Here is a 12221-nt window from a genome sequence, read left to right as displayed (position 1 = left end):
TGGCCCGATGGCCACGACCCACACCACCGAGCACCCCGTCCCCGCCGACAACGGGGAGGTGAACCTGCTGATCGCACGGCAGGTGGAGCCGGGGCACGAGGAGACCTTCGAGGCCTGGGCGCACGGGATCCTGGAGACGGCCGCGGGTTTCCCGGACCACCTCGGGTACGGGCTCTTCCGCCCGGCGCGGGACGGCGGGCCGTGGTTCCTGGTCCACCGCTTCCGCAATCAGGCGGCGTTCCAGCGGTGGCAGGACTCCCCGGAGCGGGCGCAGTGGTTCTCGAACTGCCTCGGACACCACCACACGGAGATAGCCCGCCGCGAACTGCACGGCATGGAGACGTGGTTCGCCAAGCCGGGTACGGCCCGGCCCGCGCCGCCGCGGTGGAAGATGGCGATCAGCTCCGGGCTGGCCATCTTCCCGATCTCGCTGGCCGGCAACGCGGTGCTCGGGCCGTACCTGGTGGATCTGCACTTCGTGGTGCGGACGGCGGCCTTCGCCGTCGTCTTCAGCACCCTGATGACCTACGTGGCCATGCCCGCCGTCAGCAGGCTGTTGCGGCCATGGCTCACGAAGGACTGAGGCAAGCCGGGGACCGGGGGCGGTCAGTCCAGCTTCGTGACGGACAGCGCGCCGTCCGCGTACTGCTTGCGGATCACCTTCTTGTCGAACTTGCCGACGCTGGTCTTGGGGACCGCCTCGATGAACGTCCAGCGCTCCGGCAGCTGCCACTTGGCGACGGACTGGCCGAGGAACGCGCGCAGGCCCTCGTAGTCGACGCTCGCGCCCTCCTTGAGGACGACGGTGGCCAGCGGGCGCTCGCCCCACTTGTCGTCGGGGACGGCCACGACCGCGGCCTCCGCGACCTCGGGGTGAGCCATCAGCGCGTTCTCCAGCTCGACGCTGGAGATCCACTCGCCGCCGGACTTGATGACGTCCTTGGCCCGGTCGGTGAGGGTCAGATAGCCGTCGGTGCTGATGACACCGACGTCGCCGGTCTTGAGCCATCCGTCCGCGCTGAACTTGTCCTCGGGCCGGAAGGGTTCACCAGCCGCCCCGCCGTAGTAGGCGCCCGCGATCCAGGCCCCGCGCACCTCCAGCTCGCCCGCCGACTCCCCGTCCCAGGGCAGGACGTCGCCGCCGGGGCCGACCAGCCGGGCCTCGACGCCCGCCGGGAAGCGGCCCTGGGTGATCCGGTAGGGCCACTCCTCCTCGGCGCTGAGCCCGGCCGGCGGGTGCGCCATCGTGCCCAGCGGGGAGGTCTCGGTCATGCCCCAGGCATGGCAGAGGCGGACGCCGAGCTTGTCGTAGGCCTCCATCAGGGAGGGCGGACAGGCCGCGCCGCCGATGGTGACCTGCTTCATCGAGCTCAGGTCGCGGGGGTTGGCCGTGACCTCGGCGAGCAGCCCCTGCCAGATGGTGGGGACGGCCGCGGCGTGCGTCGGCTTCTCCCGCTCGATCATCTCGGCGAGCGGCGCGGGCTGGAGGAACCGGTCCGGCATCAGCATGTTGATGCCGGTCATGAAGGTGGCGTGCGGCAGCCCCCACGCGTTCACGTGGAACTGCGGGACCACGACGAGGGTGGTGTCCTTTTCGGTCAGGCCCATCGACTCGGCCATGTTGACCTGCATGGAGTGCAGGTAGATCGACCGGTGCGAGTAGACGACGCCCTTCGGGTCCCCCGTGGTGCCGGAGGTGTAGCACATGGCTGCCGCCTGGCGTTCGTCCAGTTCGGGCCAGTCGTACGTGCCGGGGCGGCCCGCGAGCAGCTCCTCGTACTCGTGCACGCGTACGTCGAGGCCCGCGAGCGCGGAGCGGTCGCCGACGCCCGCGACCACGACGTGCTCGATGGTCGGCAGGTGCGGCAGCAGCGGCACCAGTAGGGGCAGCAGGGTGCCGTTAACCAGCACGACCCGGTCGGCGGCGTGGTTGACGATGAAGACCAGCTGCTCGGGAGGGAGCCGCAGGTTGAGGGTGTGCAGGACCGCGCCCATGGACGGGATCGCGAAGTACGCCTCGATATGTTCCGAATTGTTCCACATGAGGGTCGCGACCCGGTCGTCCTGCTGCACCCCGAGTTCGTCGCGCAGGGCGTTCGCGAGGCGGGTGGCGCGGGTACCGATCTCGGCGAAGCTGCGGCGGTGCGGCTCAGCCTCCCCGGTCCAGGTCGTGACCTGGGACTTCCCGTGGATCGTCATCCCGTGCTGGAGTATGCGGGTGACGAGGAGCGGTACGTCCTGCATGGTGCTCAGCAAAGCGTCCTCCCGGTGAGCGCTGCGGCGCCGCGGCGGCTACGGATGCTGCCGATTCTGCGCACGTACCGGTCGGCATGTCACTACCCGGGGGTAGAACCGCCGCTGTGTTTCACGTGAAACATCCCCTGGTTGCCCGGTTTCACGTGAAACATCGTCCGGCCTCACCTGACCGGCGTGAGCTCCGGGTCCTCGCGGAGCTTGCCCAGCGCACGGGAGACGGCGCTCTTGACCGTGCCGACCGAGACCCCCAGCAGTTCGGCGGTCTGCACCTCGCTGAGGTCCTCGTAGTAGCGCAGGACGACCATCGCCCGCTGCCGGTCGGGCAGCCGGGTCACCGCGCGCCACATCGCGTCGCGCAGGGCCTGCGCCTCCGCGGGGTCGGCGGCCGGCGCCTCCTCGGTCTCCGGGAGCTCGTCGCAGGCGAACTCGTCGACCTTGCGCTTGCGCCACTGGGAGGTCCGGGTGTTGACGAGGGCCCGCCGGACGTAGCCGTCGAGGGCCCGGTGGTCCTCGATGCGGTCCCACGCCATGTACGTCTTCGTGAGGGCCGTCTGGAGCAGGTCCTCGGCGTCGCAGGGATTCGCGGTGAGGGAGCGCGCCGTGCGCATCAGGACCGTGCCGCGGGTCCGTACGTACGCCGAGAACGACGGGTACGGCGTCGGCTGCGAGGCGAGCGTGCACACAGGCGTGGTCATGGCTCCACGCTAGGAGCGCCCGCCCGCCATGGGATCGGCCGCAAGTGCCGAAGCGGGATCCGCCTCAGGTTGTAGGCGTAGGGCAAACCCCACCCCCTGAAGGTGGAGGAGGCGGGGCCCGCGGTGGGCGGGTCTCAGCCGTCGGCTCCGAGGATCAGCCCGGAGGTCGGTACGCCGGTACCGGCCGTGACGAGTACGTGCTCCACCCCCGCGACCTGGTTGACGGAGCTGCCGCGCAGCTGGCGGACAGCCTCGGCGATCCCGTTCATGCCGTGCAGGTAGGCCTCCCCCAGCTGGCCGCCGTGGGTGTTGAGGGGCAGCGCGTCGGCGGCCACGAAGTCGCCGGCCTCACCCGGCTTGCAGAAGCCGAACTCCTCCAGCTGCATGAGGACGAAGGGGGTGAAGTGGTCGTAGAGGATGCCGACGTCGATGTCCGAGGGCCGCAGTCCGCTGGTGCGCCAGAGCTGGCGGGCGACCACGTCCATCTCGGGCAGCCCGGTGAGGTCGTCGCGGTAGAAGGAGGTCATGGCCTCCTGGCGGCGGCCGGCGCCCTGCGCGGCCGCGGCGATCACGGCGGGCGCGTGCCGCAGGTCGCGTGCCCGTTCGGCCGTGGTGACGACGAGGGCCTGGCCGCCGTCGGTCTCCTGGCAGCAGTCCAGCAGTCGCAGCGGCTCCACGATCCAGCGCGAGGCGGCGTGGTCGGCGAGGGTGATGGGCCTGCCGTGGAAGTACGCGGCGGGGTTGTTCGCGGCGTGCCGTCGGTCGGTGACCGCGACGTGCCCGAACACCTCGGGGGTGAGGTGGTAGGCGTGCAGGTAGCGCTGGGCCGTCATGGCCACCCACGAGGCCGGGGTCAGCAACCCCCACGGGAGCGACCAGCCGAGCGCCGCCCCCTCGGCCGAGGGCTCGCGCTGCTGGACTCCGGAGCCGAAGCGCCGGCCCGAGCGCTCGTTGAAGGCGCGGTAGCAGACCACGACCTCCGCGACCCCGGTGGCGACGGCGAGGGCGGCCTGCTGGACGGTGGCGCAGGCCGCGCCGCCGCCGTAGTGGATACGGGAGAAGAAGGACAGGTCGCCGATGCCGACCGCCTGGGCGACGGTGATCTCGGGGCTGGTGTCCATCGTGAAGGTGACCATGCCGTCGACATCGGCGGGGGTGAGGCCGGCGTCGTCGAGGGCGGCGTGCACGGCCTCCACGGCGAGCTTGAGCTCGCTGCGGCCGGAGTCCTTGGAGAACTCGGTGGCGCCGATACCGACGATGGCGGCGCGGCCGCCGAGCTCGTCGCGCGTGCGCACGCTCATGCCGGCACCTCCGCGATGACCGTTCCCGTCACGTGGTGGCCGATGCCGTTGGCGCCGACCACGCGGATCTCGACCGTGGTCCCGGCGACGGCGATGACCGTGCCGGTGAGGGTCATCGTGTCGCCCGGGTAGTTGGGGGCGCCCAGCCGGATCGCCACCTTGCGCAGCACGGCGTGCGGCCCCAGCTGGTCGGTGACGTAGCGGCCGACCAGGCCGTTCGTCGTCAGGATGTTCATGAAGACGTCCGGTGAGCCCTTCTCGCGTGCCAGCGCCGCGTCGTGGTGCACGTCCTGGTAGTCGCGGGAGGCGATCGCACCCGCCACGATCAGCGTGCGGGTGACCGGGATCTCCAGCGGCGGCAGTGTGTCGCCGACCTTCATGCGCGTTCCCCCTCGGCTATCGAAGCTCCCAGCTCGGCCAGCAGCTCACTGCCGCAGCCCAGATACGCGTCCAACTGGCGCCCCCACAGGAAGTGCCGGTGGACCGGATGGTCCAGATCGGCGCCCATGCCGCCGTGCAGGTGCTGGCCCGCGTGCACGACGCGCTTGCCCGCCTCCGAGGCCCACCAGGCCGCCGTCAGCACGTGTTCGTGCGCCGGAAGCCCCTCGTCGATGCGCCAGGCCGCCTCGTAGGCGGTGACCCGGATCGCCTCGGTGTCCATGTACGCGTCGGCCGCGCGCAGCATGACCCCCTGGTTGGTGGAGAGCGGCCTGCCGAACTGCTCACGGGTCGAGGTGTACTCGACCGCGCGGGCGAGGGAGCCCGCGCAGACGCCCGCCTGCAGCCCGGCGAAGGCGGTCCGGGCGGCAGCGAGGACCGCGTCGTGGGCCCGTGCGCCGCCGATCCGTTCCGCCTCGGCTCCGGCCAGGGTCAGCGTTCCCGCCGACCAGGGGGCGGTGGTCTCCACCGGGGAAGTCCGTACCCCCGGCGCGTCCGTCCGTACGAGCCACAGCCCCCGGTCCCGGTCCGGGACCAGCACGTGCGTGGCCTCGCGCAGCCAGGGCACGGCGGGGGCGGGCCCGGTGAGCCGGCCGCCCTCAGCGGTGATCCGGCCGCGGGCCGGGAAGGCTCCGGTGGCCACCGCTTCGCCGCTCTCCAAGGCGGGCAGCAGCCGGGCGCGCTGCTCGGGGCTGCCGTGCGCGGCCAGGGGGAGCATCCCGTACGCGCAGGTGGCGGCGTACGGGACCTGGGCGGTGGTGCGGCCCTGTTCCTCCAGCAGCAGGACCAGTCCCAGCAGGCCGACATCGGGGACGGCGGCGATCAGACCGGCGGCGGTCAGGGCCTTCCACAGGTCGGCGTCGCTGCCGGTGCCGGCGGCGGCGAGGCGTTCGTGGGTGGCGAGGTCGCGGAAGATCCGGGCGGCCAGGCCGGCCGCGGCCGCCTGCTCCTCGGTGGGGTGGAAGTCCATCAGCCCTCACTCCCGCGGAAGACGGGCAGTTCGAGGCCGTCGTCGACGCGCAGGAACTCCAGGTGGACGGGGAGCCCGATGCGCACCTTGTCGTAGGGGACACCGGTGATGTTGCTGACCATGCGGACCCCTTCGGCGAGTTCGACGAGCGCCACGGCGTACGGGGCTCCCTCGGCAGCGGAATGCTCGTGCGCCGTGAAGGCGGGGAACGGCGGGTGGTGCATGACGACGTAGCTGAACACCGTGCCGGCGCCGCAGGCCTCGACGGTGTCCCAGTCGGGGGAGGCGCAGGCGTTGCAGCCGGGGAGCCAGGGGAACCGGAGGGCGGCGCAGGCGGTGCAGCGCTGGATCAGCAGCTTGTGGTCGCGGACCCCGGCCCAGAATCCTTCGTTGTCGCGGTTGACCACCGGGCGGGGTCGCTGGAGGTTGGGCTTCCGCTCCCGCGCCGGGGGCCGGGCGGCCGGCGCGTACTTGAGGATCCGGAAGCGGTGGGTGCCGGCGCGCTCCCCGCCCGCGTGGACGTCCATCCGCGTGGTCACGAAGTGGCCCGTGCCCAGCTTGGTCGTCTTGCGCGGCGACACGGACTCGATGACGGCGTCGAAGGTGACCGCGTCGCCGGGACGCAGCGGGCGGTGGTACTCCTGCTCGCAGTCGGTGGCCACGACGGAGGTGAAGCCGGCGGAGTCGAGGAGCGCGAGGAGTTCGTCGTAGGCGGAGGAGCGGTCCGAGTGGCCGGACAGACCGCCCATCGTCCAGGCCTGGAGCATGGTGGGCGGAGCGATGGCGTCCGGGCCGGTGTAGGCGGGATGCGCATCGCCCATCGCCTCGCACCAGTGGCGGATCATCGGCTCGTTGACCAGGTCCTTGCCCCGGCCCGCGGTGGCCGCGGGCTGCCCCTCGAAGGCCGTGAGGAGGGTGTGGAACCGCCCTGCCTCCTCGGCTGCGCCGGCGGCGTCCGCGGTCATCGCTTCCTCCCCTTCATGCCGAGCCGCATCATGGCGACGATCTCCCGCTGGACCTCGCTGACCCCGCCGCCGAAGGTGTTGATCTGGGCGGCCCGGTTCATCCGCTCCAGCTCGCCGCCCGCGAAGGCCTCGGGTCCCCGGATGAGGGCCTCCTCGCCCACCGCCTCCTGGCACATCCGGTACACCTCGACGGTGGATTCGGTGCCGAGGAACTTCACCCCGCTGGCATCGCCGGGGGCCAGGGTGCCGCCTCCCACGTCCTGGACGAGGCGCCAGTTGAGCAGGCGTACGGCGGCCAGCCGGGCGTGTGCCTCGGCGAGCCGGGAGCGCACCCAGGGGAGGTCGGCGGGGCGCTCGCCGGTGACCGGGTCGGGGGTATGGGCGTGGGCGAGCGCCGCCTCGTAGAAGTCCTCGGCCTGCATGCCGATGGCGGCGAGGGCCACGCGCTCGTGGTTGAGCTGGTTGGTGATCAGGCTCCAGCCGCCGTGCTCGGGGCCGACGAGGTTGCCGGCGGGCACGCGCACGGAGTCGTAGTACGTCGCCGTGGTCGTGAGGCCGCCGACGGTGTCGATGGGGGTCCAGGAGAAGCCGGGGGCTGCGGTGGGGACCAGGATGATCGAGATGCCCTTGTGTTTGGGCGCTTCGGGGTCCGTGCGGCAGGCGAGCCAGATCCAGTCCGCGTTCTGGGCGTTGGAGGTGAAGATCTTCTGTCCGTCGATGACCCAGTCGCCGCCGCCGTCGCGCTCGCCGCCTTCGTGATCAACGCCGTCGCGCCCGCCGCCGTCGCGGACGGCGCGGGTGCGCAGGGCGGCGAGGTCGGTGCCGGCCTCGGGTTCGGAGTAGCCGATGGCGAAGACGATCTCGCCCTTGAGGATCCGGGGCAGGAAGTAGTCCTTCTGCTCCTGGGTCCCGTACTTCATCAGGGTCGGGCCGACCGTGTTGAGCGTGACCATGGAGACGGGGGCGCCGGCCCGGTAGGCCTCGTCGAAGAAGACGAACTGTTCGTCTGCACCGCGCCCTTGGCCGCCGTACTCGACGGGCCAGCCGAGACCGAGCAGGCCGTCGGCGCCGATGCGGCGCAGCAGTTCGCGCTGGCGGTCCGGGTCCTCGGGGACCCCGTCCGGCAGCAGGTCCTGGAAGTACTCCCGCAGTTCGGCGCGCAGCCGCAACTGGCCTTCGGTCGGGGCGAGGTGCACGGCGCTGTCCTCCCGGCGTCACATCATCGAGTAAACCTGACTGTCCGTCAGATTTACCGGTGGTGTCAAGGTCGGGGAGGCGCCGGGCGGACATGCGCGAGGGCGCCCGCGCTACCGGACCCCAGCCGGTCCGGTCGCACGGGCGCCCTCATCGGTCGAAGCGGCTCACGCCGCGGCTACCACCAGGGATGGAAGTCGATGGCGACGTTCGTGTTGGACTGGTCGATCGCGGTGAAGGCCGAGCCGTTGACCCGCGCGGTGTTGTTCTGGTTGGAGGCGCCGGAACCGGTCGCCACCTGCTGCGAGGTGGACGAGTTGCCGTTGTTGTCGCCGCCCACGCCGCTGCCGATGATGCCGGCGACGCTCGCATTCGATCCGTCGTTCGCGAAGGAGCCGTTGTCGGCCGAGGCCACCCCGCCGAACAGGGCGACGGCGAGGGGGAGCGCGGCGACGGCGGTGACGACGCGGGCGGTACGGATGCTTGCCATGTCCGAATCCTCCAGAGCCGAAGTGGGGCTTACTTCACGGCAGTTGGCCGACCGCCTCGAATCGTGCTGCGTGCTGCGTGCTGACGACGTCGCGAGATCAGAATTGCCCACCGAATCCCCGGCGAACCACCACGGACTCATCGATTCCCCCGCAAGTATGACCAACATCGGGTAAACCCCCTTCGCGCCCCTTGAGCCCCCAGATCAGCACCCGGGAATCCCCTGCAACCCCTGCCCCACAAGGGATGAGCCGTTCCAGAAGAACGCCGCGTCCCGGACATGCCGAAAAGGGCCGCGCCGTCCGGGAACCCCACCGTCTCCCGGGCCTGCGGCCCTGCCATGCCAAGCTGTGCGCCCCCTGCACGCCCCCGGCGCCCGCCGGGGCATTTCCTTCGGTGCCCCGCTCCGGGGCACCACACGGCGCGATCCTCGGTCACGTGTGACCGGGCTCCAGCGCCACTTCGTACTGCTTTGCCCGGAGGCGGCGCGTACGCCGTCGAATCCGGTCCTGCGACTGCTGAGGTACGGCTGTGAGTTGCGAGTTACGAGTTACGCGTCACGAGTACGGGCCTTTGGTTAGGCCCAGACCTACACCGCCGCCTGGGCCTACGCGGCGAGCGCGAGCACGTCCCGGGCGGTTCCGGCGGAGGCTCCGGCCTGGGCGCTGACCTGGGGACCGGCCTGCGCACCGACCTGCGCACCGGCCCGGGTCAGCGATCGGGCTGCTGCTTCCGGCCCGGCTCCCATGGCGGCGGCGGTGGTCGAGCGGCGGACGGACGGGGTCTTGCCGTGCGCCTCGGCGCGGATCCGCTGCTTGATGGTCGGCGGCAGCGATCCGCCCCGCATCATCGCCCGCCAGGTCCGCCGGGGGGCGAGCACCGGGCGGCGCACCGCGGCGGCGGGGGCGGCGCCGCCGGCGGGGGCCGGTGCGGAGGCGGCGGCCGGAGCGGCCTTCCCGCCGAGACCGAGGGAGGTGAGGAGCGCCACGAGGGCGGCCAGGACCGAGGTCCAGATCGAGGAGAGGGTGCTGCGCTGAGCCATGACGGGTGCCTCGTTTCGAGATGTTCCGACGGGCGGATCTGAATACATTCGTCATGATGTGCCCGCAACCGCACCACCCCCACGACCCGCGCCGATCTTCCGACAAACACCACTCGGAAGGCGCAGTCCCCCGGGTCGTCTTCGGCGGCGCAGAGCCCCCACCGTGACTCCAGGAACACTCCTGACCTGCACCTTCCTCCCATGTCAGGGCACTGATCCGGCAGCGGCACGCACGCGCCTCCCCGGCAAGTCGAGGGGCGCGTCGCGCGTCGCCACCCCGGCGGGGGGACTCGTGGGACCGGTCGTGGACCAGCCCCGCTGCGGTGGGCGGGATGTGGACACCTGCCGACGCGGGCCACGACGGCCGGCGCCCCCTCGGCCCACAATTGGCCCTGAGCCGTGGGCGCACGTCGCCGCGGGAGGGAGAGGGATATGCCGGTGGTCGCAGGCGCGGGCACGACCGGTCCGGGAGTCGAGATGACCCGGCTGCGCGGGCGGTGGCGGGTGACCCGGCCGTGGCCTCCCCGGTTACGTCCCTTCGTGCACAGCTATGCCGGCTACTGGGACGCGGCGGCCTCGCCGTACCGGGTGCGGCTGGTTCCCACCGGCCGGGCCGTCGTGGTGATCAACCTGGGCGAGCCGTTCGCCCAGGTCCGCCGGGTCGGGGACGCGGATCAGCACAGCCAGGTGACCGGCTCTCTGGTCGCGGGCCTGGAGGACGGGCCGCGCGTGTGCGACCACCCCGGCGGCCAGGAGGCCATCCGGCTCGAGTTGACCCCGCTGGGCGCCTTCCGGATGTTCGCCGTGCCGATGAACGAGCTGACCAACAGGGTGGTCGAGCTCAGCGACGTGCTCGGACCTGATGCCGGGCTGCTGGTGGAGCAGCTGGCAGCCACCGGAGACTGGGGAGCCCGGTTCGACCTGCTGGACTTCGCCCTGTCGGCCCGGCTCGAGCACGGCCCGGATCCCGCGCCCGAGGTGCGCCATGCGTGGCGGCTGCTTTCCCTCGCCGGCGGGGCGATCCCGGTCGGCCGGATCTCGGCCGAGGTGGGGTGGAGCCAGGGCTACCTGATCCGCCGCTTCACCGAACAGGTCGGTCTGACTCCGAAGATGTCCGCCCGTGTGCTGCGCTTCCACCGGGCCATGCGGCTCCTCACCCGGGAGGGGGCGAACCTCACCGAGGTGACGGAGGTCTGCGGTTTCTACGACCAGGCTCATCTGAACCGCGAGTTCCGCGCGCTGGCCGGCACCACCCCCGGCCAGATCGCCGCCGCCCGCCTGGCGGAGGGAGCCCTGCCGCTGTGAGCGGCGAGGTCAATTTTGTCCAAGCCAGACCCGCCCGCCGCTCGCTAGTGTCCCCGTTCGTAGCGATCAGGCACCCGAGCACCGCGAACGCCTCGTGGTGAACCTGGTCCGGAGGGGGAGTACTCGATGGAAGACCTGTTGCGCATCCTCGTGTCCGGGGCGATCACAGGCGGCCTGATCGGCTTGGCGGGGGCTCTGGGCGCTCGCCGGCGCAGGCGCCGGGCGAGCGGCCCCAACGGCCGCTGACCCCCGCTCGTGGTCGGACGTGCCCCGGCCGCCTCGTGACCCATGTGCACTGGTCGGCGCCGGGAAGTCGGGGGATCCCGGCGCCGACCAGGAGAAGGACAGAGGGCGGGTCCCCGGTTCGGGGACCCGCCCTCTGGTCGGTCAGTTCCCTGACCTCGAAGCGGTGGGTGTGGGATTTGAACCCACGGTGACTCGCGCCACGACGGTTTTCAAGACCGTTCCCTTAGGCCGCTCGGGCAACCCACCTGGCCGGTACAGAGTACCGGCCAGGTGGGCGTCGCGGGGCCGCTGCGGGTCAGGCGGCCTGGGCCTTGTCGTAGGCCGCCTTCGCCTCGTTGCCGAAGTACGGGCCGTACATCCGGTTCGGCAGGAAGGTGTAGCCGAAGCTGTTCACCGAGACCTGGGTGCCGAGGCCGGTGGTCTCGTTGAAGTCCTGGAACCAGGGGCCGCCGCTGGAGCCGCCCGTCATGTTGCAACCCAGGCTGTGGTCCTTGGTCAGCAGGAAGTCCTTGCCGCTGTTGCCACTGCAGTAGACGAGCTTGGTGCCGTCGTACGGGGCCGCCGCGGGGAAGCCGAAGGAGTACATCCTCTTGTTGTAGCCGCCGTTGAAGAGGATGCCCTGCGCGCCGACGACCTGGCTCAGGGTCTGGCCGTTCAGCGGGGCGACGACGGCGAGGCCGACATCCATGTTCATGTCCTCGCTGGCGGCCCACTGGTCGGTGGCGAAGGTCTTGGTGGCCGACCACTGGCCGTAGGGCGCGCTGCCGTTGTTGTAGGCCGGCACGAAGACCCAGTTGGTGTGCCAGGCCCCCTGGTACTTCACGCAGTGGCCGGCCGTCATGACCGTGCTGCCGTTGGCGCTGGTGACCGAGTCGCCGGAGCAGGAGGCGGTCCGGCCGCCCATGGTGAAGAAGACCCGGCCCGAGGTCTTCACCACCGCCCCGCCGCCCGTCCAGGCCCCGCCCGCCTGCGGGAAGGCTGTGGGGGACGCGGAGGCGGCCGTCGGGGCGATGCGGGTGGGGGCGGCCGAGGTCGCCACGGGTGCACGGGTGACGCCGGGGACCGCCGTGATGTCGAGCGGGGTCGCGGCCCGCATCCGCTCGGCGGTCCAGAAGCCCTGGGTGTGCTGCTGCCTGAAGGACGCGGGGGTGTCCGCCGCGGCGGAGGGGGAGGCCGCGGTCAGGACCCCGGCGATCAGAGCGCCTGCCGACAAGAGAACGGATGCGGCGATGCGATGACGATTCACGCATGACTCCTTCTGCCGTGCCCGGTCCGGTCCTGTCGGTCGGCCCAGGGCAGGTGGGGGTGAAGAACGGTCGG

Annotated in this window: 12 protein-coding genes and 1 tRNA gene; 2 read left to right on the top strand and 11 right to left on the bottom strand. The window is 71.7% G+C overall.

The genetic code is table 11. The annotated features are described in order from the left end of the window. Positions 1-7 precede the first annotated feature (7 nt). Positions 8-583, top strand: coding sequence for an antibiotic biosynthesis monooxygenase (locus BGK67_RS18600; RefSeq protein WP_069921150.1), 576 nt, complete (start codon positions 8-10; stop codon positions 581-583). Between the two features lie 23 nt (positions 584-606). Here the strand turns inward: BGK67_RS18600 and BGK67_RS18595 are convergent, their stop codons facing one another. The 9 genes from BGK67_RS18595 to BGK67_RS18555 form a co-directional block, all read right to left on the bottom strand. Continuing rightward, positions 607-2256 carry a long-chain fatty acid--CoA ligase gene (locus BGK67_RS18595; protein ID WP_069921149.1) on the bottom strand — a complete coding sequence of 550 codons (1650 nt, stop codon included), beginning with the start codon at positions 2254-2256 and terminating at the stop codon, positions 607-609. A 161-nt stretch (positions 2257-2417) separates the two neighbouring features. Beyond that, positions 2418-2951, bottom strand: a complete 534-nt coding sequence (locus BGK67_RS18590) for a SigE family RNA polymerase sigma factor (RefSeq protein WP_069921148.1) — start codon at positions 2949-2951, stop codon at positions 2418-2420. 134 nt (positions 2952-3085) lie between these two features. After that, positions 3086-4252: a lipid-transfer protein gene (locus BGK67_RS18585; RefSeq protein WP_069921147.1), complete on the bottom strand. Its 1167-nt coding sequence runs from the start codon at positions 4250-4252 to the stop codon at positions 3086-3088. Then, positions 4249-4632: a MaoC family dehydratase gene (locus BGK67_RS18580; protein ID WP_069921146.1), complete on the bottom strand. Its 384-nt coding sequence runs from the start codon at positions 4630-4632 to the stop codon at positions 4249-4251. Before BGK67_RS18580 ends, BGK67_RS18585 begins: the two co-directional genes overlap by 4 nt. Then, positions 4629-5660: an acyl-CoA dehydrogenase family protein gene (locus BGK67_RS18575; RefSeq protein WP_069921145.1), complete on the bottom strand. Its 1032-nt coding sequence runs from the start codon at positions 5658-5660 to the stop codon at positions 4629-4631. The genes BGK67_RS18580 and BGK67_RS18575 overlap by 4 nt, the downstream gene beginning before the upstream one ends. Then, on the bottom strand, positions 5660-6625 hold the full coding sequence (locus tag BGK67_RS18570; protein ID WP_069921144.1) for a bifunctional MaoC family dehydratase N-terminal/OB-fold nucleic acid binding domain-containing protein: 966 nt from the start codon (positions 6623-6625) through the stop codon (positions 5660-5662). The genes BGK67_RS18575 and BGK67_RS18570 overlap by 1 nt, the downstream gene beginning before the upstream one ends. Continuing rightward, positions 6622-7821, bottom strand: coding sequence for an acyl-CoA dehydrogenase family protein (locus BGK67_RS18565; RefSeq protein WP_069921143.1), 1200 nt, complete (start codon positions 7819-7821; stop codon positions 6622-6624). The genes BGK67_RS18570 and BGK67_RS18565 overlap by 4 nt, the downstream gene beginning before the upstream one ends. A 176-nt stretch (positions 7822-7997) precedes the next feature. After that, complete coding sequence (locus BGK67_RS18560) at positions 7998-8309, bottom strand: hypothetical protein (RefSeq protein WP_069921142.1); 312 nt, start codon at positions 8307-8309, stop codon at positions 7998-8000. A gap of 606 nt (positions 8310-8915) precedes the next feature. Next, positions 8916-9350, bottom strand: coding sequence for a DUF6344 domain-containing protein (locus tag BGK67_RS18555; protein ID WP_244291251.1), 435 nt, complete (start codon positions 9348-9350; stop codon positions 8916-8918). 432 nt (positions 9351-9782) lie between these two features. Between BGK67_RS18555 and BGK67_RS18550 the strand changes: the two genes are divergently transcribed. Further along, entirely contained in the window at positions 9783-10655 is an 873-nt protein-coding gene (locus BGK67_RS18550) for a helix-turn-helix domain-containing protein (protein WP_069921140.1), read from the top strand. A 407-nt stretch (positions 10656-11062) separates the two neighbouring features. Here the strand turns inward: BGK67_RS18550 and BGK67_RS18545 are convergent. After that, positions 11063-11147, bottom strand: a tRNA-Ser gene (locus tag BGK67_RS18545). 49 nt (positions 11148-11196) lie between these two features. Next, positions 11197-12147 carry a trypsin-like serine peptidase gene (locus BGK67_RS18540; protein ID WP_069921139.1) on the bottom strand — a complete coding sequence of 317 codons (951 nt, stop codon included), beginning with the start codon at positions 12145-12147 and terminating at the stop codon, positions 11197-11199. Positions 12148-12221: the final 74 nt, after the last annotated feature.

Origin of the sequence: Streptomyces subrutilus, assembly GCF_001746425.1 — a bacterium.
Classification (GTDB): Bacteria; Actinomycetota; Actinomycetes; order Streptomycetales; family Streptomycetaceae; genus Streptomyces; species Streptomyces subrutilus_A.
This window is presented reverse-complemented; position numbering and strand designations above follow the sequence as displayed.

Excerpts from the sequence above, each read along its gene's own strand:
- BGK67_RS18575 (WP_069921145.1), bottom strand. The coding sequence starts at position 5,660 with ATGGACTTCCACCCCACCGAGGAGCAGGCGGCCGCGGCCGGCCTGGCC.
- BGK67_RS18560 (WP_069921142.1), bottom strand. The coding sequence starts at position 8,309 with ATGGCAAGCATCCGTACCGCCCGCGTCGTCACCGCCGTCGCCGCGCTC.
- BGK67_RS18555 (WP_244291251.1), bottom strand. The coding sequence starts at position 9,350 with ATGGCTCAGCGCAGCACCCTCTCCTCGATCTGGACCTCGGTCCTGGCC.
- BGK67_RS18585 (WP_069921147.1), bottom strand. The coding sequence starts at position 4,252 with ATGAGCGTGCGCACGCGCGACGAGCTCGGCGGCCGCGCCGCCATCGTC.
- BGK67_RS18590 (WP_069921148.1), bottom strand. The coding sequence starts at position 2,951 with ATGACCACGCCTGTGTGCACGCTCGCCTCGCAGCCGACGCCGTACCCG.
- BGK67_RS18550 (WP_069921140.1), top strand. The coding sequence starts at position 9,783 with ATGCCGGTGGTCGCAGGCGCGGGCACGACCGGTCCGGGAGTCGAGATG.
- BGK67_RS18580 (WP_069921146.1), bottom strand. The coding sequence starts at position 4,632 with ATGAAGGTCGGCGACACACTGCCGCCGCTGGAGATCCCGGTCACCCGC.
- BGK67_RS18600 (WP_069921150.1), top strand. The coding sequence starts at position 8 with ATGGCCACGACCCACACCACCGAGCACCCCGTCCCCGCCGACAACGGG.
- BGK67_RS18570 (WP_069921144.1), bottom strand. The coding sequence starts at position 6,625 with ATGACCGCGGACGCCGCCGGCGCAGCCGAGGAGGCAGGGCGGTTCCAC.